The following is a 24,608-nucleotide window of genomic DNA, read 5'->3' as shown; positions in this document are numbered from 1 at the left end:
GCGCGGCGCGTTCTGAACGATCAGCCCTGGCGATCCCAGACCACGCCCTCTTCCGTCAGCATCGCGTCCAGCGGCACATCCAGCGCGCTGGGCTTGAGCAGGGGCAGGAAGCCATGCGCATAGCCAATCCCCACGGCCACCGGCCGCGGCTGCATCTGGGCCAACGTCTTGTCCATGAAGCCGCCGCCATAGCCCAGGCGCAGGCCGCAGGGGCCGAAGCCCAGGCAGGGCACCAGCATCAGCTGGGGCCGGAACTCCTCGGTGCCCTTGGGCTTAGGGATGTGGAAGGCATCCTCCTCCATCGGACAGCCCGGGAACCAGACGTGAAAGCGCAGCGTGCCGCTGGCTTTGTCGACGACGGGCAGGCCGATGCGGCGCTCGGGGTGGTTCTCGCCCCAGCGGTACAGCGTGGGCAGCGGGTCGAACTCGCCCTTGATGGGCCAATAGGCGCCGATGGTGAGCTCGCGCCGTCGCAACAGCCAGACACTCAGCACCTCCTGCAGTTCGGCCGCCAGTGCCAGACGGCCCGGCAGAGCCAGGCGTTGCTCGATCAGCTTGTGCCGGACGGCAGCGCGGTCGTTCGCATCCATGGCCGCGGAGCTTACATTCCCCGGCATGGACGCCTTCACCGAACTCTGCGTGGAAGTGCTGTCACCGCTAGGGTCCGTGCGCGTGCGCCGCATGTTCGGTGGCCAGGGCTTCTATGTGGACGGCCTCTTCATGGCCCTCATCAGCGAGGGCCAGCTCTTCCTCAAGGCCGACGACCTGACGCGCGAGCGCTTCGTCGCGGCCGGCTGCCCGCCATTCACCTATCCCACGAAGAACGGCGAGCGGATGGTGATGAGCTACTACCGCCCCCCTGAGGAGGCGCTGGAATCGCCGCCGCTGATGCTGCCGTGGGCTCGACTGGCATTGGAGGCCGCGCTGCGGGCCGCAAACGCCAAGGTCAAGAAGGTGCCGGCCCGGCGGCCGAGATCCCACAAGGTGTCAACGGCCAAAAAACCGGCGGCCAAGAAAGCCGCGCCGCGCAGCCGCTGACGCAGGCGGCACTAGCAACTGGAAGTCAGCCGCCGGCCAGCCTTCCAGCACGGCCGTCTGTCCCGGCGCCAGCGCCAGGGCCTCGCCGGCCTCCAGCCACTTGTCCTCGGCCGGTTCGTCGGCCGTGCCGGACAGCGTCAGCCAGACCCGGCCGCGCGCCACGGCCAGGCGACGCGCCTCAGCCGCGCCGGCCAGGGTCAAGGCCCGGCCACCGTCCAGATGCCATGTGGATTGCGCATCGCTCATGATGTTGCTCCAGGGTTGATGTCAGGGATTCTGCTGAGATCACCCAGTACGGTCCAATGACTCTGCGGCGCGGATTGATACCATCTGCGCATGAATCAGCCCATTCGGCAAAGGCCACTCTCGGTCGGTCCGCTGCGCGCCTTCGAGGCCGTGGCGCGGCTGCTGTCCTTCCGCGCGGCGGCCGACGAGCTGAGCCTCACGCAGTCCGCCATCAGTCGCCAGATCCAGTCGCTGGAGGAAGAGATTGGCTGCACCCTGTTTCTGCGCGGCACGCGCAAGGTGGAGCTGTCCGGCGATGGCGCGCAGCTGCTTCCCACCGCCGTGGCCGTGCTCTCGAGGCTGGACCAGACCGTGCGCCAGATCCGCCGTGCGCGTGGTCGGCGCGTCGTCAACGTCAGCACGTTCGCGTCCTTCGCGTCGCTGTGGCTGATCCCGCGCATGGAGGCATTCCAGCGCGAGCACGAGGACATTGACATCCGCGTCTCGGCCTACGACCGCAAGGTGGACCTGGAGGACGGCGAAAGCGACCTGGCGCTGCGCTACGACGACCGCCCCTCCGTGCCGGCTGACGCCGAGCAGCTCTTCGAGGAGCTTCTGTCGCCCACCGTCAGCCCCTGGTACCTGCAGAAACCGCCGGCACCCCTGAAGCGCGCCGCCGACCTTGCCGGCCATGCGCTGGCCGAAGAGGACGACCCACGCCCCAGCGCCGAGTACCTGAGCTGGCGGCGCTGGCTGACCGAGATGGGTGAACACGACCTGCAGCCGCGCCGCTGGCTCTACCTGAACTTCACCTACCAGCAGGTGCAGGCGGCGCTGACCGGCCAGGGTGTGGCCCTGGCCCGCTTGCCGCTGGTCCACGAGCACCTGCAGCGCGGCGAGCTGGTGGAGCCCTTCGGCAAGTCGGGGCGGCTGGGCAGCCCCTTCAGCTACTGGATGATCCTGGGACCCAGCGCGGCGCGGCGCCCCGAGGTGCAGCAGTTCGCCGACTGGGTGCGCGAGCAGGCCGAGATCACACGCGGCCAGTTGGCCGGGGTTTGACGACGGCCCGTCACCTCAACGGTCCAAACGGACGCTACGCCGACACGACACGCGCGAGCGCCTGCGCCAGCGCCTGTTGCGATCGCAGCACCTCGTTGACGCCCGCATCCCGCAGCCATTGCGCCTCTTCCCGGGTGTGCGCAACGACGGCGCAGCGCAGATCCGGATTGAGCTGGCGCGCCAGCGCGAGCATGGCCGGCACGCCGCGCACGTCCGTCACGGCGACGAGCAGCCAGGCCGCCTTCGCGATGTGGGCCTGCACCAGCGTCATGGCCTCGGTGGCCTCGCCAAGCACCGCCGCCTGCCCCGACGCGCGCAGCTTCTCGACCACGTCCCGGTCGCGGTCGATGACCACCATCGGCCGGCCGCCCAGCTCCGCGCGAAGCGCCGTGCCCAGCGTACCGTGGCCCACCAGCACGATCTGCCCGGCCAGCGCGGTGTCCGGCGTGTCGGCGGGCAGCTCGGCAAGCGGGTCATCGCGCGCCTCCAGCTTGCGCGCCCAAGCCGAACGCGCCAGCACGAAGCGCCGGATAGGTTCGATGCTGGAGAACCAAAGCGGGTTCAGCGCGATGGACACGATGGCCCCGGCCACAACAAGGCTCGCCGCCTCGGGCGGCACGAGGTTGAGCGACTGGCCCAGGCTGAGCAGGATGAAGCTGAACTCGCCGATCTGCGCCAGGCTGACCGCCACCGTCAGTGCGGTGGACAGCGGGTACTTCAGCAGCAGCACCAGCGCGCCGGCAGCCAGCGTCTTGCCGACCAGGATGACCGCCAGCGTCGCAAGGACGGCCAGTGGCTGATCGACGAGCACGCGCGGGTCGAACAGCATCCCCACCGCGACAAAGAACAACACCGCGAAAGCATCGCGAAGCGGCAGGCTCTCGTGGGCCGCGCGTTCACTGAAAGCCGATTCGCGCAGCACCAGGCCCGCGAAGAATGCGCCCAGCGCGACGCTGACGCCGAACAGGGCCGCCGCGCCCACCGCCAACCCCACGGCAGCGGCGACGGTGGCCAGCGTGAACAACTCGCGCGAGCCGGTGCGGTTGACCTGCCACAGCAGCCAGGGCAGCAGGCGCCGCCCGGCCACCAGCATGACAGCAACGAAAGCCGCGACCGCCAGCAGCGTCGTGACGATGGTGACGGCCAGGTCGCCGCCGGAGGCCCCCTCGCCACGGCCGCCCAGCAGCGGCAATAGCACCAGGGCAAGCACCATGGCCAGATCCTCGACGACCAGCCAGCCGACCGCGATGCGACCATTGCCCGTGTGCAGCAGCTCGCGCGACTCCAGCGCCCGCAGCAGCACCACGGTGCTGGCCACCGACAGCGCCAGGCCGAAGACCAAGGCCGCGCCAAGGCTCCAGCCCCACCACCAGTACGCCAGCCCGCCGCCCATGGCCGTCGCCGCAGCCATCTGAACCAGCGCCCCCGGCAGCGCGATGCCTTTCACCGACACCAGGTCATGCACCGAGAAATGCAGGCCCACCCCGAACATCAGCAGCATGACCCCGACCTCCGACAGCTGTTGGGCCAGGTGCACGTCGCCGACGAAGCCCGGCGTGTGCGGCCCGATCAGCACGCCGGCCAGCAGGTAGCCCACCAGCGCGGGCAGCTTGGCCCATTGCGCCAGCAGGCCCAGCACCAGCGCCAGGCCGAAGGCCGCGGCCAGCGTCGAGATCAGCGTCATGCCGTCATGCATCGTGTCGGCGTCCTTTCAGTCAGGAGCGATGAGCTCGCGCTCGGTGAGGATCAGGGTCAAGGCGCGGTCGTGCGCCTCGACCGGGAACTGGGTTTCGGCGCCCGACCAGGCCAGGCCGACGGTCGTCACGCCAGGGTGATCGGCCAACCAGCGGTCGAAGAAGCCGCCGCCATAACCAAGGCGGAAGCCCTCGCGCGTGAAGCCCACGCAAGGCACCAGCACGACGTCAGGCACAGCCACCGCACCCGTGGATGAGGAGATGCCGCATTCATCCCGGGCCGCGGGCGCCGCACCGTCCCAGCGGCGGTATTGCATGGCGGCTGGTTCACGGCGCGCGAACGGCAGCGCGCGAGGATAAGCCAGCGCGCCCGGGTCGAACTCGCCGCCCAGCGGCCAGTAGACGCCCAGCAGCTCGGGCTCCAGTTGGGCCAGCAGCGCCGGCAGCGCCTGTCGCACGGCATGCTCTGCCGCCTGAAAGGCGGGTGTGATGGCAAAGGCCTGGCGCTGGGCCAGCAGGCTGCGGCGCAGCGTGGAACGGTCGGGTTTGGCGGCGTCTGTCATCGGGCGCTGGCGTCGGCGGGGTGGCGCCATTGGAACTCATCCCCCAGGCTTGGTGGCACTGGGTTAAATTGACTGGCATGGCAGTCGCGGCAGGCATGAGTCAAATGGACAGGCGAGTTAAGGAATGCGGGGGCCGCAGCGTGATCGCGGCGCTGGGGTCACTGCTGCTGGCAACCAGCTTGGGTGCCCCTGCGGCGCCGGTCGACAACGACCTCGCCGTGCAGGCCCGCGAAGCATGGGTCAAGCGTGACCGCAAGCGTCTGGCGGGCCTGGTGGACGCCGCTCGCGGCCAGGGCTACCCACTGGCCGGCTGGGTCGAGTATTTCGACCTGAACCTGCGCATGGCCGAGATCCGCCAGCCGGACATGGACGCCTTTTATGCGCGCTACCCCGGCAGCTATGTCGAGGACCGCCTGCGCAACGACTGGCTGCTGGAACTCGGCCGTCGCCGCGACTGGGCCAATTTCCGCCGCGACCACGCCAGCTACGTGATGCGCGACGACCGCGAGGTCGCCTGCTACGCGCTGCTGGCCGACCTGGCCGCGGGCGGCAAACCCGCGGTCGACACCGCCCGCGCGGCCTGGATGGCGCAACGCGACGGCGATGATGGCTGCCAGCAGCTCGCCAGCGCCATGGTCGACGCCGGCCTCTTCAAGCCCGACACCTTGTGGGCCAAGGCGCGCCAGGCCACCGAGCAGGGCCGCCCGCGTGCGGCCCGCCAGGCGGTGGCGCTCCTCGCCGCCAAGCCTCTGGACCAGAAGCTCGCCGAGTTGCAGGACAACGCCGGCCGCTACCTCACGCGCAAGGCCCGGGGCGCCCCGCGCTTCGATGCCGAGCTCACGGCACTGGCGCTGGCCCGCGTTGCTGCCAACGACCCCGACCAGGCAGGCGACCTGCTGCGTGACAAATGGAGCCGGCTGCCCGCAGACCTGCAGGCCTGGCTGTGGGTGCAGATCGGACGCCAGCAGGCGCAGCGGCTTCAGGAGAGTGCCCTGGCCGCCTTCGAGCGTGCCGAGAAGCTTGCACCCGAGCTGACCTGGAGCGACGAGGCGCTGGCCTGGAACGCCCGCGCGGCCCTGCGCGCCAAGGCGCCAGGGGTGGCGCTTCGCGCCATCGAGCGCATGAGCCCTGCCGAGCAGCGCGAGCCTGCCTGGGCCTACTGGAAGGCCCGCGCCACCCGCCTGCAGGGCGACCAGCCTGCCGCCCGAGCCCAGCTCGCGGCGCTGGCCGCCTCACCGCAGATCGGGCCGCTGAACTACTTTGGCCGCCTTGCCGCCGAGGAGCTGGGACTGCCCACGCCGCTGCCGCCGCCGCCCGCGCCGCTGACAACCGAAGAGCGCCGCGCCGCGCGCAGCCACCCGGGCCTGACCCGGGCCCTGTCTCTCATCGACCTGGGCTTGCGCAGCGAAGGCGTGCGCGAATGGAACTTCTCGCTGCGTGAGATCTCGCAGCGCGGCGACCGCGCCCTGCTGGCAGCCGCGCAGGAGGCCTGCGACCGCGAGGTCTGGGACCGCTGCATCAACACCAGCGAGCGCACTCGCACCGAGATCGACGTCGCACAGCGCTACCCCTTGCCACACCGCGCCGAGCTGCAGCGCGAGGCCCGCGCCGCGGGGGTGGACGCCGCCTACGTCTACGGCCTGATCCGACAGGAGTCACGCTTCGTGCTGGACGCGCGCTCCCACGTCGGCGCATCCGGCCTGATGCAGGTCATGCCGGCCACGGCAAAGTGGACGGCCAAGAAGGTGGGCATGGACTACAGCGCCGGGCTGATGCACGACCGCGACTTCAATCTGCGCATTGGCACCCAATACCTCAAGCTGGTGCTGGACCGCTTCGATGGCGCGCAGGTGCTGGGCGCGGCAGCCTACAACGCCGGCCCCAATCGCCCCGCGCGCTGGCGCGATGGTCCGGTCCTGGACGCGGCCATCTGGGCCGAGAACATCCCGTTCAACGAGACACGCGACTATGTCCGCAAGGTGCTGCTGGGCGGCGCCGTCTACGCCCAGGTGTTGGGCCTGCCGGCCACGTCGCTGCGCGAGCGCCTGGGCCAGAGCGTCGGCCCGGCCGGTGCGCGCGCCGCCGACGTCAGCGACGTGCCTCCGGCCGCAGTGGGGGATTCCAAGTCATGAGCCTGTCCGTCCTGGTCCTCGGCGGCAGCGGCTTCGTCGGCCGCGCGCTGTGCGAGCAGTTGCTGAGGCGCCTGGGCGCCGATGTGCGCATCACGGTGCCCACGCGCCGCCTGCCGCATGCCCAGGCGGTGCAGAGCCTGCCCGGCGTCACCGTCCTCCAGGCCGATGTCTTCCAGGACCTGCCTCGCCTGCTGCCCGGGCATGACGCCGTCGTCAACCTCGTCGCCATCCTGCAGGGCAGCGCGGCCGCCTTCGAGCATGTGCACGTTGAACTGCCCAGGCGCCTCGCCCAAGCCATGAACGCGGCCGGCGTGCGCCGTCTGGTGCACGTCAGCGCCCTGGGCGTGGCCGAACATGCGCCATCTCGCTATCTGCGCAGCAAGGCCGCCGGCGAAGCCGTGTTGCAGGTGGCGGCCCAGACCCACGCGCTGGAGCTCACGCTGCTGCGCCCGTCGCTGGTTTTCGGCGATGGGGACCGCAGCGTCAACCTGTTCGCGCGGCTGCAGCGGCACTTCCCCGTCATGCCGCTGGGTGGCGCCGGAGCGCGCCTGCAGCCCGTGTGGGTGCAGGATCTGGCCGGCGCGCTCGTCGAGGCGCTGCGCCGCCGCGAGGCCGTGGGCCAAACCTACGAGATCGCCGGCCCGCGCGAGCTGACGCTTCAGGACCTCGTGCGCCTGGCCGGCCGCGTCGCGGGCCACGAGCGTCCCGTGCTGCGCCTGCCCCGGGCGCTCGCCACGCTGCAGGCCCTGGCCATGGAATGCCTGCCCGGCGAGCCGCTGCTGTCGCGCGACAACCTCGCCTCGCTGAGCGTGCCCAATGTGCCCGGTGGCCAGTTGCCAGGCCTGGCAGAACTTGGTATCCAAGCCAGCTCGCTGGAGGCCGTACTGCCCACCTACCTCTCGCCCGACAGCGGCGTTGCACGGCTGGACGCCTGGCGCGGCAGGCATTAATCCGTTGCGGATTGATCAACCCAGGCGTGCATTGCCGTCCTTAAGCTCGCGGCCATGAAGCTCTACATTGGCAACAAGAACTACTCGTCCTGGTCCATGCGCAGCGGCGTGCTGCTGGCGGCCTTCCGCATCCCCTTCGAGGAGGTGAAGCTGCGCTTCGACTTCAGCCCTGGCTCGGAGTGGACGCGTGTCATCGCCGACATCAGCCCGACCCGGCGGGTGCCCGTCCTCGTCGAGAACGATGGATTCACCGTCTGGGAGACGCTGGCCATCACCGAGTACGTCGCCGACCGCCATCCCGAGCTGGCCATCTGGCCGCACGATGCCAAGGCCCGCGCCCGGGCGCGCAGCCTGTGCGCGGAGATGCATGGCGGCTTCTTGCGGCTGCGCACCGTCTGCCCGATGAACATCGAGGTCTTCTTCCCCGATGTGGGCGCGAAGCTCTGGGCCGAGGACGAGGCGCTGCGCGCCGACGTCGCGCGCCTGGACGCCGCCTGGAGCCAGGCGCTGAAGGCCAGCGGCGGGCCCTTCCTGTTCGGCGAGTTCAGTGCCGCAGACGCCTATTTCGCGCCGGTGGCAGTGCGTCTGAGCCGTTTCGGCCTGCCGGTATCCGAAAACGCCGCGGCGTATTGCGACGCGTTGCTGGCGCACCCGGCAGTGGAGGACTGGATTGCCGACGCGATGCGCGAGCAGGACTTCGTGCCCGAGGACGAGCCCTACCGCAAGAGCCGTTGACACCGCAGCTGCCCCGGTGAGCGGCCGGGGGCCTCTCCCGCCGGTCGACGCCCCCCCACGCCGTGACTGGGAGGGCGGGTGGCGGCCCCGCAGGGCCCGCCACGGGGGGGAGGGGGCGCCGCCAGGCCTCAGAACTCCACGACAGAGCGGATCGACTCGCCGCGGCGCATCAGCTCGAAGCCCTCGTTGATCTGCTCCAGTTTGAGCTTGTGCGTGATCAGCTCGTCGATCGCGACCTTGCCTTCCATGTACCAGTCGACGATCTTGGGCACGTCGGTGCGGCCTCGGGCACCGCCGAAGGCGGAGCCTTCCCAGTGGCGCCCTGTCACCAGTTGGAACGGTCGCGTCGAGATCTCCGCACCCGCCGGCGCCACGCCGATGATGATGCTGCGCCCCCAGCCCTTGTGCGTGCACTCCAGCGCCTGACGCATCAGTTGCACGTTGCCCACGCACTCGAAGGAGTAGTCGGCGCCTCCATCGGTCATCTGGATGATGTGGTCCACCACGTTGCCCACGTCCTTCGGATTGATGAAGTCCGTCATGCCGAAGCGCCGCGCCATGGCCTCGCGCGCCGGGTTGATGTCCACGCCGATGATGCGGCTGGCGCCCACCATCTTGGCGCCCTGGATGACGTTCAGGCCGATGCCCCCCAGGCCGAAGACCACCACCGTCGCGCCCGCCTCGACTTTGGCCGAGAACAGGACGGCACCCACGCCCGTCGTCACGCCGCAGCCGATGTAGCAGACCTTGTCGAACGGCGCATCCGGCCGGATCTTGGCCAGCGCGATGCCGGGCACGACGATGTGGTTGGCGAACGTGCTGGTCCCCATGTAATGGAAGATGGGGTCGCCGTTCAGCGAAAAGCGCGACGTGCCGTTCGGCATCAGCCCCTTGCCCTGGGTGGCGCGGATCGCCTGGCAGAGGTTGGTCTTGCGGCTCAGGCAGAACTTGCACTCGCGGCATTCCGGCGTGTAGAGCGGAATGACGTGGTCACCGGGCTTGAGCCAGGGCACCTTGCTCTCCAGCACGACGCCGGCACCTTCGTGGCCCAGCACGGCCGGGAACAGGCCTTCGGGGTCGGCCCCCGACAGCGTGAAGTCGTCGGTGTGGCAGATCCCGGTGGCCTTGACCTCGACGAGCACTTCGCCGTCGCGCGGGCCCTCCAGGTCCAGGGTTTCGATGGTCAGTGGCGCGCCGGCCTTCCAGGCGACGGCGGCTCGGGTTTGGATGCTCATTGCGGTACTCCTGCAGTGGGTTGAAGTCGGTTCAGGGCGGCGGCGAACTCGCGCGCCTCATGGCGGCACAGCCTGAGGCGTCGCAGCAGCCACGGGGTCAAATCCTGCTGGCCCAGATGTTCGGGCCAGGCGCCAGCATCGGCGTCGGGCAGGCCAGCCGGGTCGACGCCCTGGTCGTTGGCACCGGGCTCGCCCCGCAGCACTGCCACGCAGGCCTGTCGGGCCAGCGGCAGCGCAGTCTCCGCGCGGGCCGCGTCCAGGCGGGCGCTGCGGCGCTGCACCTGGTGCTGTACGGCGCCCAGCAAGGCCATCAGGCGATATCCGTGGCTCAGCGCCGCCTCAATCTCGGCTTCAGGCAGCCGCACGCTTGCTGGTTCGACGCGGGTGCGCTGCGCTACCGCAGCCAGTGCCGCAAGCGCCGTGTAGACCTGCTGGCGCGACAGGCGCTGGGCAAGTTGCTCCTCGGCACTGGGGATCCAGCGCAGCATGTTGGACGCATGGCGGGCCAGCGCGCCGCGCAGTTGCGCGCCCAGCCGCGGCACGGTGGCGCGCTCCCACGACGGCAGCACGAAGCTGAACAGCCAGGCCAGGCCCGCACCAATGACGGTATCGGCCAGGCGCTCGACGACGGCGGGATCGCTGCCCGGGGCCAGCATCAGCGGCTGCAGCAGCGCCATCACGGTCGCGGCGGTCGCGGCGACGCGGTAGCGGCGGTTCACATAGGCATGGGCCGTGCCGACGGCCGCGATGAAGCACAGGCCCAGCAGCGGCCCCCAGTGCACGTGCGCCAGCAGCAGCACCAGCAGGCAGCCCTGTACCGTGCCGATGATGCGCTCGTTGCGGCGCGACAGCGTCTGCTCCAGATTGCCGCGGAGCACGACGGCCACACTCAGCATCAGCCAGAACGGATGCGCCGCCCACGGCAGAAAGGCGCCCAGCGCATAGGCCAGGGACAACGCCAGCGCAGAGCGCAGCGCGTGGCGCATGACGCTGGACTGCAGGTTCAAGTGCGGCTTGAGTGCAGCCAGCGGCCAGCCCTCGGGCGACACAAAGGGTGCCAGGCGCTCGGGCGTCCAGGGGCTGGCGGCGTCGTCGTGGTCGTCGCCCTGGGCCTGGCGCGCGACCATGGCGCCGACATCGTCGAGCATGTGCCCGAGACGCGACTGCAGCGCCGACACCAGATGGGCCCGCGAATCGCCCGCCGGCGCGCTGACGTTGGCCAGCCGCTCGGCCAACTGCGCGCGCCAGGCATCGGCCGACACTTCCGGCAGCGGCGCACCGTAGGCCAGCGTGTCGGCCAGCGCAGCCAACACGCCGGCGAGATGGCGCAGCGTCTCGGCCAAGGCAGCCCGCCACTGGCGGGCGGGAAAATCATGGCCCAGCAGCTCGGTGTCCAGCCGGCTGGCCAGGAGCAGGTCGCGCAGTTCGATGAGGCCCAGTACGAGGTCGGTCTGGCGGCGGCTGCGCGGCGAACGGCGCGCGGCGAAGACCTGATCGCGCGCGGCCTGCAGCGCCTCGGCCAGCAGCACGTCGTCTGCGATGGAAATGCGGATGCTGGCCTCGGCCCCGCCCACCGCGCCGGCAATCCGCTGCGCGCGCGAGCGCAACCGCTGCTCGGTCGCGCGCAGCGCCTGGGCCAGGGCCAGCTCGCGCAGCCGATGGCGCAGCAGCGCCGCACTGGCGCGCGCCCAACCGGTATAGACGCAGCCGCCCACGCCCACCCACAGCGCATGCTCCCAGGGCGAGGCGCTGCCAGCCGCGCGATCCCACGCCATCGCGAAAACCATGGCCAGCACCGGCGAGAACGACAGCGGCCCGGCGCGCAGCCCCCAGGCCAGCGCCATCAGCGACAGGAAGGTGACCATGGCAACCAGTCCCACGGTCAGTACCAGGGACCCGTCCGTGAGGCCTACCAGCAGCGTGACGACGGCCGCGACCGCCGCAGCCGGCAGCAGCCGCGGCAACACGCGCTGCGGCGGGTTGGGCAGGTCCGGCAGGCTGGCGCAGACGGCGCCGCCGACCGCCGCGAGACCCGCCGTCTCGCCGAACAGCGCGCCAACAACGGCATGCGTGGCCGCCACGCCAAGGGCGACGCTCAGGCCGTTGAGATGGGCCGCCTCCAGGCGCTTCAGGAACTTCACTTGACGAGTTGCTCCATCACGCGCCGCTCGCTGGCTGGCAACTCATGCACCGAGAACCAGCCCGACTTCTCGGGCCGGTAGACGTACTGCGGCGGTGATGCACTGGCGATGCGCTGGCGCAGTGGTGCGATGGCGGCCCGCGCGTCGTCGGCCTGACCGAGGGACTGCAGCGCGGCCGCCTTCACGATGACCGCCAGGTCGCTCCACGGCCCGAGGACCAGTGCTTCGTCGGCATTTCGGCGCGCCGCCGCGGCGTCGCCGTCGATGAGCGCCAGCCAGCCCTTCAGGGCCAGCGTGTCGGGGTCGGCGGGGTCCAGGATCAGCGCCTCCCTGACCTGCGCACGGGCCGGCTCGGTCCGGCCAGCGCGAAGCAGGTCCAGCGCGTAGTCGCGGCGCAGCGGCACGAGTCCGGTGCGCAGCCGCAGCGCAGCCTGATACTGGGCAAAGGCATCATCCCAGCGGCCGTCCAGCGCCAGCGTGGCCGCCCGGCCCCACAGCGCCTCGGGCTGATCGCCCTGGTAGGCCAGCGCGGCCTGATAGGCGGCCAGCGCGGCAGCAGTGTTGCCAAGGCGGCGGTAGTGGTCGGCCAGGGCCAGTTGGACTCGGAACGCGTCCTCGCCGCTCAGCGCCTGCAGGTCGCGCGCCAGCCCCGGCAGCACCTCGGTGGCCAGCGGGCGCCCCCCGTGCCAGAGGGCGTCAGCCGCGCCCACGCGCAGCGCGCCGCTGCGTGGATGGAGGGCCAGCGCACGCACGGCCAGCTCACCGACGGCGGCGCCATCGCCCGCGATGGCAAGCGCATTGAGCTGGGCCGCCAGCGCGCGCTCGTCGGTCGGCGCCAGCTTGAGGGCGCGCGCGAACAACGGCTTGGCATCGGCGAGCTTGCCGTCCTCCAGGTTCTGGTTGCCGGCATTCACGAGGGCGATGGGCAGGCTGGCCTGGGTGTCCCGCTGGGCGAAGAAACGCTGGACCGCCGTGCGCAGGGCCGGGTCCAGCTCGACCAGCCGCTCGCGCACGATCTCGCGGCCGTCGTAGGCATCGCGGCGCGGCGAGGCCTCGGCGTTGGCGCCCTCGGCAAAGTACTCCCACACCGAGCCTCCGGCATAGCGCGACAGAAAGCCGCCATTGGCCTTGTCGGACGTCTTGGCGTCACGCGCCTTGGCTTGCTGGTACAGCGCCTCGATGGCGCGCGACTGGTCGGCCGTCAGCACCCCATGAACCTGATGGGTGAGCTCATGAAGCACCGTGTTGTAACGGTCGAAGATGCTGCGCTCGACGTCCTCGATGCCGGTGACGGTGAAATGGCCGCCCATGCCGCGCACGTCGTCCCACAGGCGCGAGTCGTAGTCGATGCGGGCATCCTTCAGCGCATGGGCTTGCGGCGTCTCGGACAGGCGCATCCACATCGGCTTGATGAAGTGGGTGGCGCCACCTTCGACGAGCACGGGGATGAAGAACTTCCATGGTGCGACGGACAGCGCGACGCGCTTCTTGTGGCGCGGCGACAGCGCCTGCCAGTTCAGCACGTAGCGCTCGATGCCGGGCACCGTCGGCATGGGCGTGGCAGCGAAGCGACGCTCATAGGTCGCGCGGTGCACGTCGATGCGAAAGCGCTGCGCCTCCAGTGCCCGGGCCGCGATCGCGTGGGCGCGACCGAGCTGCGGGCAGCGCTGCAGCAGGTCCAGGCTCAGCGCCACCGCAGCGTCGAAATCGCCGCGGTCGAAGGCCTCGGAGGCGCGCTTCACGCCGGCCATCAGGGGTGCGAAGTCGTCGCCCAGCCGCGCGGCCAGCTGCGTGTAGTTCTCACGCGTATAGCCGTTGCCAAGCAAGTAGTGGGCGGCCTCGTGGTGTCGGTTCAGCGCAACCGCCCCTTCAGCCGCGGCGATGGCGTCCTCGGTGCGGCCCAGGCGGATCAACGTCTCGGCCAGCGCCGCAAGGCCGTCGGCGGTGCGCGCCTCGGCAAGCCCCTGCTCCAGCCGGGCCAGCGACGCGTCGAACTCGCGCAGCTGGTAATGCCGCAGCCCAAGGCCGCGCAGTGCCTGCGCCTTGTCGACAGGGCGCGTGGCCTTCTCCAGCGCGCGCTCGAAGCACGCCCGGGCGCGCTCGAAATCGCGCCGGTCCAGCGCCAGCCGGCCCGCGGCCAGCAAATCGACGGCCTCGGCCTCGGCGTCCATCAGCACGCCACGCGTGCGGCCGTCAATCGCCGCACTGTCATCGCGGGCGAACAACCACCGGTAGACGACCTCGCGCTGCGCGGCAGGGGGCCGGGGGGCCCGCAGCAGCGCATCCAGGTCGGCGCGCGCGGCCGAATAGCGCTGCTCGGTCAGCAGCGAATTCAGTCGCGCAGTGTCGGTGGCCTGGGCGGCCTGGTTCGTCAGCGCCAGGCCGAGGGCGAGGCACAGGCCGTTCCAGCGGATGGCGGGCGTGCGCAGTGGCATGCAGGAACTCCTAAGGGGCAGCCATGCTAGCCCGTATGGCACGCCTGCCCGGCGAACCGGGCCGCGATTTGCAGGTCCGAACCCGGCGCGACACCGGCCCCGGCCCTTTGCACAGTGGCAACCATTGCAACCCACCGGTATCCGCCATGCCCCCGTCCCTCGAAGGCAAGACCCTCCTCATCACCGGCGCCAGCGCCGGCATCGGCCGCGCAGCGGCGCGCCTGTGCGCGAACCAGGGCGCGGCTCTCGTGCTGACCGCGCGCGGCGACGCGAGGCTGCAGGCCCTGGCAGACGAGATCCGCAGCTCGGGCGGCCGCGTCACCGCGCTGGCCGGCGACGTGGGTGACGAGGCGCACATGCGCCGTCTCGTAGAGCTGGCGGTCGGCGTCTACGGCGGACTGGACGGCGCATTCAACAACGCCGGCACGCTGGGCGCGATGGGCCTCACTCCCACCATCGACCTGGGCGCCTGGCAACACACGCTGCACACCAACCTGACCGCCGCCTTCCTGGCCGCCAAGCACCAGATCCCCGCGCTGCTGCAACGCGGCGGCGGCAGCCTGGTGTTCACGGGCACCTTCGTGGGCTACACGGCCGGCTTTCCCGGCGCGGCCGCGTATGCCGCAAGCAAGGCAGGCCTGGTGGGGTTGACGCAGGCCCTGGCCACCGAGTTCGGCCCGCAGGGGCTTCGCGTGAACGCACTGCTGCCCGGCGGCACCGACACGGACATGGGCCGAGAGATGAGTCCCACGCCGGAAGGCCTGGCTGCCGTCGCCAGGCTGCACGCGCTGCGGCGCCTGGCCCGCCCCGAGGAAATCGCGCGTGCGGCGCTGTTCCTGCTGTCGGACCAGTCCTCCTTCATGACGGGGACCGCCATGCTGGTGGACGGTGGCGTGTCGGTGCAGCGCACCTAGGAGGCGCGCTGCAGCGGCTGCGGCCCCGCCCCGTGCCTAGTCGTCGGACGAGAAGCCCGAGGCCTTCACGATCGGCCCCCAATACTCGCGCTCCGCCGCCAGGCGCCGGGCATAGTCGGCCGGCGCCTGGCCCAGCGGCTCGAAGCCCAGCTTGCCCAGGGCCTCAATGACTGCGGCGTCGCGCACGGCGGCGCGGGCGAGGTCGGCCAACCGGTCGACCACGGCCTGCGGCGTGCGGGCTGGCACAAACAGGCCGTAGCTTTCCACACCCACGATGCCCTTGAAGCCCTGCTCCTCGAACGTCGGCACGTCCGGCGCAAAGCGCGAGCGCGACTTGTCGGTGACGCCCAGCAGGCGCACGCGGCCGGAGGCCAGGTGCGGCAGGAAGTCGCCGATGGAGAAGCAGCCCGAGGCGATCTGTCCCCCCATCAGGTCCTGCATGCCGGGAGCCGCGCCGCGGTAGGGTGCGTGCGTGAGCTTGAGGCCTGCGGCGTGCTCGAACTGGTTGCCGAGGAAGTGAGGCATGGCCCCGGCGGCGGGCGACGCGTACGCCGCCTTGTCGGCGTTGGCCTTGGCCCAGTCGGCAAACTGAGCCAGCGTCTTCACGGTCGCTGGCACCATGGGCCCCACGCCGAAGCCGCAGGTGGACAGCGCCAGCGGCGCCACCGGCACCACGTCGGTCGCCGGGTTGTAGGCCAACTTGCGGTAAGCGTGGGGGTAAATGGTGAACATGGACGAGGGGCTGATCAGCAGCGTCTGTCCGTCGGCCGCGGCGTCCTTCAGCCCCGCGATGGCGATGCGTCCGCCAGCCCCCACCTTCTGCTCGACAAGGACGGTCTCGGCGAGCTTGCCGCGGCAGAACTCGGCGAAGCGGCGCGCCGTGGTGTCCACCGAGCCGCCTGGCGGGAAGCCGACCAGGATGCGCGGCGGCTGGCCCTGCGCGCGGGCCGTCGGTGCCAAGGCGGCGGGCAGGGCCGCGAGTGAGGCGAGAAGGTGGCGTCGGTCCATCATGGCTTGGGTCTCCTGGGCTTGTTGTCGGGGGCGGTGCTCTGTGCGGTGGCCACCCAGGCCAGCCGCTCCAGCCCGGCCTTGAGCGCCGCACCTTGGTCGCCGAGGGCTGCGGCTAGGGTGCGGTCGTGTTCGGCGACGGCCTGCTGCAATTGCGCCAGGCGGCGGCGGCCGGCGGACGTCAGGTGCAGGCCCCAGGCGCGGGCGTCACCCGGCGTGTCGCGGCGCTCGGCCCAACCTTTGGCGGTCAACCAGTCGGTCAGACGCAGCGCACCGCTGCGATGCAGACCCATGGCCTGGCCCAGCAATCCCTGGCGCAGGCCGGGGTTGCGCGCGATGAGTACCAGAGCGGCGAAGCGCTGCGGACTGACGTCCCATTCGGCGGTCGCACGGTAGAAGTCGAGATAGAGCGCGTTCTGCGCGCGGCGCAGCGCATAGCCCAGCAAGCCGTCCAGCAGCCCGTAGTCCACGCCCGGCACGGGCAGCATCAGGCCTTCAGGATCGGGGCTGTCGGTTTTGCTCACCGATTCAGGGTAGTTTTCGTTGCCTACTGCAACAATCTCGCATACCCTGAGTTGATGCAGATCATCATTGCGGGCGGCGGCATCGGCGGGCTCACGGCGGCCCTCGCCCTCCAGGCGCGCGGGCACGCCGTCACGGTGCTGGAGGCCGTGCGCGAGCCCAGGCCGCTGGGCGTTGGTATCAATCTGCTGCCGCATGCCGTGGCGGTGCTGGCCGAGCTGGGCTTGCTGCCGGCGCTGCATGCGATGGCCGTCGAGACCTCGGCGCTGGTCTTCGCCAACCGCCATGGCCAGACCATCTACCGCGACCCGCGCGGCCTGGCCGGCGGCTATAGCGATCCGCAGTACAGCATCCACCGCGGTGAGTTGCAGATGCGGCTGTGGGCCGAGGCCAGTGCCCGGGTCGACGTCCGAGGCGGCCAGCGCGTCATCGGTGTGCGTGATGAGGGCGACCGCGTCGTCGCCCAGATCGAGACCGCCGAAGGCCCGCGCGAGCTCGAGGCCGACTTGGTCGTCGGCGCCGATGGCATCCACTCCGCGCTGCGCCGCCGGCTTGCGCCGGACGAAGGTCCGCCGTGCTGGCGCGGCGTCATGATGTGGCGCGGCACGTCGTGGGCCCCGCCCTTCCTGGATGGCCGCACCATGGTGCAGGCGGGCCACAGCCAGGCCAAGTTCGTCGTCTACCCGATCGGCGCGCCGCGCGCCGACGGGCTCCAGCTCATCAACTGGATCGCAGACCGCCGCGTGCGCGATCCCGAGCCGGGCCTGACGGCGCCTGACCGGGCGGACTGGAGCCGCCCGGGACGCCTGGACGACCTGCTCCCCACCTTCGGCGGATGGCATTTCGACTGGCTGGACGTGCCAGGCCTGCTGACCCGCGCGGAGCAGATGCTGGAATGGCCCATGGTGGATCGCGACCCGCTGCCGCGCTGGCGCCTTGGACGCACGACGCTGCTGGGCGACGCGGCGCACCCGATGTTTCCCATCGGCTCCAATGGCGCGACACAGGCCATCCTGGATGCGAAGGCGCTGGCCGGCGCGCTTGCGGCGCACACCGACCTGGATGCGGCGCTTGCCGCCTACGAGGACGAACGCCGACCGATGTGTGCCCGCATTGTCGAGATGAACCGGCGCGAGGGGCTGGACGCCATCCTGGACCGCGTCGAGGCACTGGCACCCGGGGGCTTCACGCGGCTGGCCGACGTCATCGACCCGGCCGAGGTGGCCCGCGAGATCAACAGCTACAAGGCGGCCGCCGGTCACCGACAGCGCGCCCCCTGATCGCGCCTCCGTCAGGCCTTGAGCATTTCCGCGGCAATCAGCCGCACGGGTGCATTGCCGTAGCTGAGGAACTTCTCGTGGAAGGCCTTGAGGTCGAAGCCCGGCCGTGTCCGCAACTGCTCGCGCAACGCGAAGATCTCGCTGTAGCCGCTGAAATAGCTGGTCAGCTGCACCGAGGTCAGCTGTACCCGGCGCCACTTCTCCCTGGCCTCGCGCTCGGTCTGGAAGGCCTGGCGCACCAGCAGGTCCAGCGCATCGGCCTCGGCCATGTCCAGCACGTGCACGCTGTAGTCGAGCACGGTGTTGGTGACCGAGCGCAGATGCCATTTGCCGTACATCAGCGTCATCTCAGGCGAGGCGCCGTAGCCGCTCTCCATCATCATCCGCTCGCCGTAGACGGCCCAGCCCTCCACCATGGCGCCATTGCCGAACAAGGCCTTGACCTTGCTGGGCGCACGGTTGGCATGCACCAGCTGCGTGTAATGGCCCGGGATGGCCTCGTGGATGTTGAGGATCTGCAGGATCCAGTGGTTGTACTCGCGAAGGCTGCTCTCGGCCTGTTCGGGTGTCAGGTCGTCCAGCGGCGTGACGTTGTAATAGGTCTTGTCCTGCGGCCGGTACGCGCCGGGCGCCTCGATGCTGGCGCCAGCCACGCCGCGCTGGTAGGCAGGCGTCTCGCGCACGGCCAGAGGCTTGGCCAGGTCCTGGCTGAGCAGGTCATGGTCGCGCACCCAGGCCTCGAGTTGCGGGATCTGGGCGCGGATCTCATCAACAAAACGTTCGCGGGCGACATGACGCTCGCTGAGCTTGTCGATGACGCGCCCGATCAGCGCGAAGCGGTCGGCCGGCGGCGGCTCGCTGCCGATGACCGTGGGCCACAACGCCGCCGCCTGAGTCTGCATGCTGGCCAGCACCTCCTCGCGGCGCAGCAGTGCCAGTTCATAGGTTTCGCGGCCTGTGCGGGCGGATTGGATGTCGTGCCCGAACTTGGGCTCATAGAGCTCAGGGCCAAGGCGGAAGCCCCGCGCGGGCTTGAGTCCCTTCAGGTGCGCGACGAAACCGTTCACGGCCGCCCTCGCCTGAGCGAGCGGCGCCTTGAACGCACCAGCCTGCCCCGCCTCGGAGGCGCGCGTGGCCATGTCGTCGAGCACGCCCAGCACGCCCGGCGCTTGCTGGATGGCCAGCTCGGTGTGCTCACGCGTGACGTTGGCCAGGCTGTCCCGTGCCGCGCGGTAATAGGCCGGCAAAGCCGCGACACGCGGCCTGAGCGCCTTGAGCCGCACGGGCAGCGGTGCGTAGTCGGTGTTGAGCAGCAGATCCAGCGGCGCGGCGGGGTTGTGCTCGGCCGGGTTCCAGGACCACTCGCGCAGCACGTCCAGGCGCCACAGGTCGCTTTGCAGCTTGGCGATCAGGATGTCGCGATCCATGCGTTCGGCGGTCGACAGCGGCGCCGCGGGCAGGCGCTGAAAACGCGCCAGCCAATCCTTCGCGAATACTCGCACACGCTGGCGCTGGGCGGCGCTGGGCAGCGTGACGCGGCCGGCGAACTCGAAGCGACCGGCGGACACGGCAGCATCCGGGTCGAGCTTCCACAGCGCCTCCAGGAATTCCTCGCTCATCGCGCCGAATGGGCGGCCTTGCGCCAGCGCCGGCAGGCTGAGACCGGCAAGGCTCACCAGCGTGAACTCGCGGCGCCTCATGCCAGCGCCCCTTCCAGCGCGTCGATGAACATGTGAGCGACATCGAAGCCGCTCTGGTCCGTGATCTCCTGGAAGCAGGTCGGGCTGGTCACATTGATCTCGGTGACGTTCTCGCCGATGACGTCCAGGCCCACAAGCAGCAGGCCGCGCTGCACGAGGATCGGCCCAAGCTCCTCGGCAATCTCGCGGTCGCGCGCGGTCAGCGGGCGGGCCACGCCCTTGCCGCCGGCCGCCAGGTTGCCGCGCACCTCGCCGCCCTGCGGAATGCGCGCCAAGCAGTGCGGTACCGGCTTGCCGCCAATGATGAGGATGCGCTTGTCGCCCTCGGCGATGGCCGGGATGAAGCGCTGCACCATGACCGTCTGCGTGCCGTCCTTGTTCAGCGTCTCGATGATGCTGCCGAGGTTGAGCCCGTCGTCCTTGACGCGGAAGATGCCCATGCCGCCCATGCCGTCCAGCGGCTTCAGGATGATGTCGCGCTGCTCGGCGTGGAAGGCGCGGATCTCGGCCGGGTCGCGCGTGACCAGGGTTGGGGAAATGAACTGCGGGAACTCGAGGATAGCCAGCTTCTCGGGGTGTTCCCGCAGCGCGCTGGCCTTGTTGAAGACGCGGGCACCCTCACGCTCCGCCTGGCTGAGCAGGTGGGTGGCGTAGAAGAACTCGCTGTCGAAGGGCGGGTCCTTGCGCATCAACACGGCGCCGACGTCAGCCAACGCCAGGTCGATCGTCGCCTCGACCTTGAACCAGTCCTGCGCGTCACCGGTCAGCGTGATGTGGCGGGCGCCGCGCGCCGTAACGCGGCCACCGCGCAGCCAGATGAGCTGACCCACCTCGCAGACCAGGATGGCATGGCCGCGCCGGGCGGCCTCGCGCATCATCGCGAAGGTGGAATCCTTGTAGATCTTGAAGGTGTCTAGGGGGTCGGCAACGAAAAGCAGCTTCATGGTCGGGGCGCCTGTGCAATCCGGCCAGTGTTGCACAGGGTCACGTCCCCCCGCCCGGCTAGGGCTGAGAGCGCCGCAATGTAGCGACGAGCGTCGCCACGCCACCCGCCACCACGCCCCAGAAGGCGGCGCCTATGCCAAAGAGGCTGATCCCTGACAGGCAGACGAGAAAGGTCAGGATCGCGGCGTCTCGGTGGGCCTCGTCCTTCAGCGCCGAAGCCAGCGCGCCGGCGATGGTGCCGAGCAGGGCCAATCCGGCGATGGCAGCGACGAGTTCACGAGGGAAAGCCGCGAGCAACATTGCAACGGCACCGCCGGCCAGGCCCAGCAGCACGTAGAACAGACCCGCGGCGACGCTGGCCGTGTAGCGCCGCGCCGGGTCCTCGTGGGCTTCGCGGCCCATGCAGATGGCGGCCGTGATGGCGGCGAGATTGAGCGCATAGCCGCCAAAAGGCGCCAGCAGCGTTGTCGCGGCCCCCGTCACGGCGATGCTGGCGGACACCGGCGTCTGATAGCCGCTGGCGCGCTGGGCCGCGACGCCCGGCAGGTTCTGCGAGGCCATCGTGACGATGAAAAGCGGTAGCGCCACGCCGACGGCCGCATGCCAGGTGAAGTGGGGCGCCGTCCAGACCGGCAGCGCGAAGACCTGCGACGTATCGACACCGAGCAGGCTGAGCCGCCCCTGCGCCAGCGCGACGGCGATGCCAGCGAGGAGCACGCCCGGCACGGCGTAGCGCGGCCACAGGCGGCGCCCCAGCAAGAACGCCGCTGCCATCGCGAGCACGAGGACGGGTGCCGTCTTCACGCTGCCCACCGCGTCGAGGCCGAAGCGCGCCAGCACGCCCGCCAGCAGTGCCGAGGCAATGGCCACGGGAATGCGGTCCATCAACTTCTCGAACCAGCCACTGGCGCCGGCCCAGGCGATGAGCAGGCCGCAAATGACGAAGGCGCCTACAGCCTCGGGCATCTCCACGCCTGAGGTCGAAGCCAACAGCGCCGCGCCGGGCGTGGACCAGGCCGTCAGCACGGGCTGGCGCGTCCACAGGCTCAGGGCCAGGCTCGTGAGGCCCATGCCCAGGCCCAGGGCCCACAGCCAGGAGGCCGTCTGGGCGGGAGTGGCGCCCAGCGCCACCGTGGCCTGGAAGATGATGGCCACCGAGCTGGTGTAGCCCACCAGCACCGCGACAAAACCAGCCACGACGGTGGACGGCGAGAAATCCTTCAGGACGGAGCGCATGCGGCCAGCATAGCGGCCGGTACCGGTGTCAGATCTCGACCTTGCTGCCCAGCTCGACGATGCGGTTGGTCGGCAGGTGCAGGAAGTCCGCAGCCGCCGAGGCGTTGCGGTGCATGCTGGCGAAGAGCTTCTCGCGCCACAGCGCCATGCCCGACCCGATAGTCGGAATGACGATGTCGCGGCTCAGGAAATAGCTGGTCTCCATGTCCTCCAGCAGCATGCCCTGCTTCTCCAGAAGCGCGAGCGCCTGCGGCACGTCAGGCTCATCCTTGAAGCCGAAGTGCAGCGCCACCTGCCAGCAGCTGTGGCCCAGCGCTTCCGCCTCGCAGCGCTCCTCCAGGCTGATCCACGGCACCTCGTGGTGCTTGACGGTGACAAAAATGTTCTGCTCGTGCAGCACCTTGTTGTGCTTGAGGTTGTGGAGCAGCGCGTTGGGCGTGCTGCCCTTCTCGGCGGACAGGAAGACTGCCGTGCCGGCCACCCGCAAAGGTGGGTTGATGAAGACGGCCTCAAGGAAGGTGCCAAGCTCGATGGCGTCCTCGCGCAGCTTGTCGGAGAGCTGCTTGCGTCCCTGCTTCCAGGTCAGCATCAGTGTGAACATGCCAACGCCGATCAGCAGCGGGAACCAGCCACCATGCAGCAGCTTCAGCAGGTTGGACGCGAGGAAGGTCACGTCGATGACGAAGAAGACACCGGTGGCGGCCAGGCACAACGCCAGCGGGTACCTCCAGCCGTAGCGGATGACAAAGAAGGTCATCACCGTGGTGATGGTCATGTCGATGGTGACGGCCACGCCATAGGCACCGGCCAGCTTGCTGGACGAACCGAAGAATGCGACCGCGGCGACCACCAGCCCGAACAGAGCCCAGTTGACGAAAGGCACGTAGATCTGGCCGATGTCGGTCACGCTGGTGTGCAGCACGCGCAGGCGCGGCAAGATGCCCAGTTGGATAGCCTGCTTCGTGACCGAGAAGGCTGCCGTGATGAGCGCCTGCGATGCGACGGTGGCGGCGGCCGTGGCGAGCAAGAACAGCGGGATCTCGGCCCACGAGGGCGCCAGCAGGTAGAACGGGTTCTTGATGGCCGTGGGATTGTCCAGCAGCATCGCGCCCTGGCCGAAGTAGTTGATGACCAGCGCCGGCATGACCATGCCGTACCAAGCCAGGCGGATCGGCTTCTTGCCGAAATGGCCGAGGTCTGCATACAGCGCCTCGCCGCCGGTCACGACCAGCACGACGGCGCCCAGCGCGACGAAGGCGACCCAGCGGTACTCCAGGCAAAAGCGCAGCGCGTACAACGGATTGATGGCCGCCAGCACGCGCGGGTTGTCCAACACATGCGGCAAGCCCAGCGCCGCGAGGCTCAGGAACCAGACCAGCATGACCGGCCCGAAGGCCTTGCCGATGCCGCCCGTGCCGAAGCGCTGCACCGAGAACAGGCCGGCCAGCACCAGCAGCGAGACCGGCAACACGGCATCGTGGTAGTCCGGCGCATAGACCTCGATGCCCTCGATGGCGCTGAGCACCGTCATGGCCGGCGTGATCACCGCATCGCCGAAGAAGATGGCCGTGCCGAACAGCCCCACCATCATCAGTCCGCGCCGCAGCCGCGGACGATCATTCACCGCGTTGGTCGCCAGCGCCAGCATGGCAATGAGGCCGCCCTCGCCGTTGTTGTCGGCGCGCAGGATCAGCAACACGTACTTGACCGAGACGATGACGGTCATCGTCCAGAACAACAGTGAAAGCACGCCGAGGATGTTGTCCGGCGTCATGGCGACATGGCCGCCGTGGAAGATTTCTTTGAGGGCGTACAGCGGACTGGTGCCGATGTCGCCATAGACCACCCCGAGGGCGCCAAGGGTCAGGCCCGCCAGCGCCGTGGGGCTGCGGGCCATTTGGGAAGAACTCACTGCAGAGCACCACCCACTCGGGGTGGCGTTTGTTCGAAAGCGGCGATTCTCCGTCCGTCACCCGTGCCTTGTGCGACGCAGCAAAACCACAACGCCCGGGCTTGACGCCTGCCTCACGGCAGGCGTAGGCGGGGCCTGGTCACCAGATGCGGATGCGTTCGGCGGCCGGCTTGAACATCTTGTCGCCCGGCCGGGTCCGAAAGACCTCGTGGAAGCCATCGTGGTTGATGGCGGCGCCGTTGGCGCGGAACTCGGACGGCGAATGAGGGTCAGCCGTCAGCAGCCGCAGCTGGCGCTGCTCGCGCGCCTTCTCGCGCCAGGCTTGAGACCAGCCAAGGAAGAAGCGCTCCTCGCCGCTGTAACCGTCGATGACCGGTGCCGGCTTGCCACCCAGCGATCGCAGATAGGCCTTGTAGGCAATCTGCAGGCCCGACAGGTCGGCGATGTTCTCGCCCAGCGTCAGCTGGCCGTTGACGCGCTTGCCGGGAATGGGCTCGTAGGCGTCGTACTGCGCGACCAGCCTGGCTCCGATGGCATCGAAGGCCTTGCGATCCGCCTCGGTCCACCAGTTGCGCAGCATGCCGTCGCCATCGAACTGGCTGCCCTCGTCATCGAAACCGTGGCTGATCTCGTGGCCGATGATGGCACCGATGGCGCCGTAGTTCACGGCGTCGTCGGCCTGGCTGTTGTAGAACGGCGGCTGCAGGATGGCGGCCGGGAAGACGACCTCGTTCATCATCGGGTTGTAGTAGGCGTTGACGGTCTGGGGCGTCATCAGCCACTCGCGCCGGTCGACCGGTTTGTCGGCCTTGGCCACTTCATGCAGCCAGGAGAAACGACCCGCTCGCAGCGTATTGCCAAGCGCGTCGCCGGCACGCACGTCC

At 69.9% G+C, this 24,608-nt stretch carries 21 protein-coding genes; 7 read left to right on the top strand and 14 right to left on the bottom strand.

The window, feature by feature from the left end:
• Positions 1-20 precede the first annotated feature (20 nt).
• Positions 21-590, bottom strand: a complete 570-nt coding sequence (locus tag VGF12_RS10530; RefSeq protein WP_331175986.1) for a 5-formyltetrahydrofolate cyclo-ligase — start codon at positions 588-590, stop codon at positions 21-23.
• A gap of 25 nt (positions 591-615) precedes the next feature.
• On the opposite strand from VGF12_RS10530, the gene VGF12_RS10525 reads away from it, so the two are divergent.
• Positions 616-1,038, top strand: coding sequence for a TfoX/Sxy family protein (locus tag VGF12_RS10525; RefSeq protein ID WP_331175985.1), 423 nt, complete (start codon positions 616-618; stop codon positions 1,036-1,038).
• On the opposite strand, the gene VGF12_RS10520 is transcribed toward VGF12_RS10525, so the two are convergent.
• The gene (locus tag VGF12_RS10520) at positions 988-1,284 is read right to left on the bottom strand and encodes a DUF2917 domain-containing protein (protein WP_331175984.1); all 297 of its coding nucleotides are present in this window, start codon (positions 1,282-1,284) and stop codon (positions 988-990) included. The genes VGF12_RS10525 and VGF12_RS10520 overlap by 51 nt on opposite strands.
• Positions 1,285-1,374: 90 nt before the next feature.
• On the opposite strand from VGF12_RS10520, the gene VGF12_RS10515 reads away from it, so the two are divergent.
• Positions 1,375-2,322: a LysR substrate-binding domain-containing protein gene (locus VGF12_RS10515; protein WP_331175983.1), complete on the top strand. Its 948-nt coding sequence runs from the start codon at positions 1,375-1,377 to the stop codon at positions 2,320-2,322.
• Between the two features lie 34 nt (positions 2,323-2,356).
• Here VGF12_RS10515 and VGF12_RS10510 read toward each other — a convergent pair whose 3' ends face one another.
• Both VGF12_RS10510 and VGF12_RS10505 read right to left on the bottom strand, forming a co-directional pair.
• Complete coding sequence (locus VGF12_RS10510; RefSeq protein ID WP_331175982.1) at positions 2,357-4,018, bottom strand: cation:proton antiporter; 1,662 nt, start codon at positions 4,016-4,018, stop codon at positions 2,357-2,359.
• Positions 4,019-4,033: 15 nt separating this feature from the next.
• Positions 4,034-4,579, bottom strand: a complete 546-nt coding sequence (locus VGF12_RS10505; protein WP_331175981.1) for a 5-formyltetrahydrofolate cyclo-ligase — start codon at positions 4,577-4,579, stop codon at positions 4,034-4,036.
• Positions 4,580-4,683: 104 nt separating this feature from the next.
• On the opposite strand from VGF12_RS10505, the gene VGF12_RS10500 reads away from it, so the two are divergent.
• Genes VGF12_RS10500 through VGF12_RS10490 form a run of 3 tightly spaced genes read left to right on the top strand, consistent with a single transcriptional unit; the run spans position 4,684 to position 8,396 of the window.
• Positions 4,684-6,711 (top strand): lytic transglycosylase domain-containing protein, encoded by a 2,028-nt coding sequence (locus tag VGF12_RS10500; RefSeq protein WP_331175980.1) that lies wholly within the window; start codon positions 4,684-4,686, stop codon positions 6,709-6,711.
• A complete protein-coding gene (locus VGF12_RS10495; RefSeq protein WP_331175979.1) occupies positions 6,708-7,661 on the top strand; it encodes a complex I NDUFA9 subunit family protein in 954 nt (317 codons plus the stop codon). Before VGF12_RS10500 ends, VGF12_RS10495 begins: the two co-directional genes overlap by 4 nt.
• Before the next feature lie 54 nt (positions 7,662-7,715).
• Entirely contained in the window at positions 7,716-8,396 is a 681-nt protein-coding gene (locus VGF12_RS10490) for a glutathione S-transferase (RefSeq protein ID WP_331175978.1), read from the top strand.
• A gap of 128 nt (positions 8,397-8,524) precedes the next feature.
• Here the strand turns inward: VGF12_RS10490 and VGF12_RS10485 are convergent, their stop codons facing one another.
• The 3 genes from VGF12_RS10485 to VGF12_RS10475 are packed head-to-tail and all read right to left on the bottom strand — an operon-like array spanning position 8,525 to position 14,207.
• Positions 8,525-9,625: an S-(hydroxymethyl)glutathione dehydrogenase/class III alcohol dehydrogenase gene (locus tag VGF12_RS10485; RefSeq protein WP_331175988.1), complete on the bottom strand. Its 1,101-nt coding sequence runs from the start codon at positions 9,623-9,625 to the stop codon at positions 8,525-8,527.
• A gap of 2 nt (positions 9,626-9,627) precedes the next feature.
• The gene (locus VGF12_RS10480; RefSeq protein ID WP_331175977.1) at positions 9,628-11,772 is read right to left on the bottom strand and encodes an FUSC family protein; all 2,145 of its coding nucleotides are present in this window, start codon (positions 11,770-11,772) and stop codon (positions 9,628-9,630) included.
• Positions 11,769-14,207 carry a tetratricopeptide repeat protein gene (locus tag VGF12_RS10475; protein WP_331175976.1) on the bottom strand — a complete coding sequence of 813 codons (2,439 nt, stop codon included), beginning with the start codon at positions 14,205-14,207 and terminating at the stop codon, positions 11,769-11,771. The genes VGF12_RS10480 and VGF12_RS10475 overlap by 4 nt, the downstream gene beginning before the upstream one ends.
• Before the next feature lie 146 nt (positions 14,208-14,353).
• On the opposite strand from VGF12_RS10475, the gene VGF12_RS10470 reads away from it, so the two are divergent.
• Entirely contained in the window at positions 14,354-15,121 is a 768-nt protein-coding gene (locus VGF12_RS10470; protein WP_331175975.1) for an SDR family oxidoreductase, read from the top strand.
• Positions 15,122-15,157: 36 nt separating this feature from the next.
• Here VGF12_RS10470 and VGF12_RS10465 read toward each other — a convergent pair whose 3' ends face one another.
• Positions 15,158-16,132 carry a Bug family tripartite tricarboxylate transporter substrate binding protein gene (locus VGF12_RS10465; protein ID WP_331175974.1) on the bottom strand — a complete coding sequence of 325 codons (975 nt, stop codon included), beginning with the start codon at positions 16,130-16,132 and terminating at the stop codon, positions 15,158-15,160.
• Entirely contained in the window at positions 16,129-16,653 is a 525-nt protein-coding gene (locus tag VGF12_RS10460; protein ID WP_331175973.1) for a MarR family winged helix-turn-helix transcriptional regulator, read from the bottom strand. The genes VGF12_RS10465 and VGF12_RS10460 overlap by 4 nt, the downstream gene beginning before the upstream one ends.
• A gap of 54 nt (positions 16,654-16,707) precedes the next feature.
• Here VGF12_RS10460 and VGF12_RS10455 point away from each other — a divergent pair, with 54 nt between their 5' ends.
• Positions 16,708-17,931 (top strand): flavin-dependent oxidoreductase, encoded by a 1,224-nt coding sequence (locus VGF12_RS10455; protein ID WP_331175972.1) that lies wholly within the window; start codon positions 16,708-16,710, stop codon positions 17,929-17,931.
• An 11-nt stretch (positions 17,932-17,942) separates the two neighbouring features.
• Here the strand turns inward: VGF12_RS10455 and VGF12_RS10450 are convergent, their stop codons facing one another.
• The 5 genes from VGF12_RS10450 to VGF12_RS10430 form a co-directional block, all read right to left on the bottom strand.
• Positions 17,943-19,631, bottom strand: coding sequence for a DUF885 domain-containing protein (locus VGF12_RS10450; RefSeq protein WP_331175971.1), 1,689 nt, complete (start codon positions 19,629-19,631; stop codon positions 17,943-17,945).
• The gene (gshB, locus tag VGF12_RS10445) at positions 19,628-20,575 is read right to left on the bottom strand and encodes a glutathione synthase (protein ID WP_331175970.1); all 948 of its coding nucleotides are present in this window, start codon (positions 20,573-20,575) and stop codon (positions 19,628-19,630) included. The genes VGF12_RS10450 and gshB overlap by 4 nt, the downstream gene beginning before the upstream one ends.
• 58 nt (positions 20,576-20,633) lie before the next feature.
• Positions 20,634-21,812, bottom strand: coding sequence for a benzoate/H(+) symporter BenE family transporter (locus VGF12_RS10440; protein WP_331175969.1), 1,179 nt, complete (start codon positions 21,810-21,812; stop codon positions 20,634-20,636).
• 28 nt (positions 21,813-21,840) lie between these two features.
• Positions 21,841-23,709, bottom strand: a complete 1,869-nt coding sequence (locus tag VGF12_RS10435; protein ID WP_331175987.1) for a potassium transporter Kup — start codon at positions 23,707-23,709, stop codon at positions 21,841-21,843.
• Positions 23,710-23,863: 154 nt separating this feature from the next.
• On the bottom strand, positions 23,864-24,608 hold a 745-nt coding region (locus VGF12_RS10430; RefSeq protein ID WP_331175968.1), incomplete at its 5' end, for a M13 family metallopeptidase.

Source organism: Roseateles sp., assembly GCF_036404855.1.
Classification (GTDB): Bacteria; Pseudomonadota; Gammaproteobacteria; order Burkholderiales; family Burkholderiaceae_C; genus Pelomonas.
This window is presented reverse-complemented; position numbering and strand designations above follow the sequence as displayed.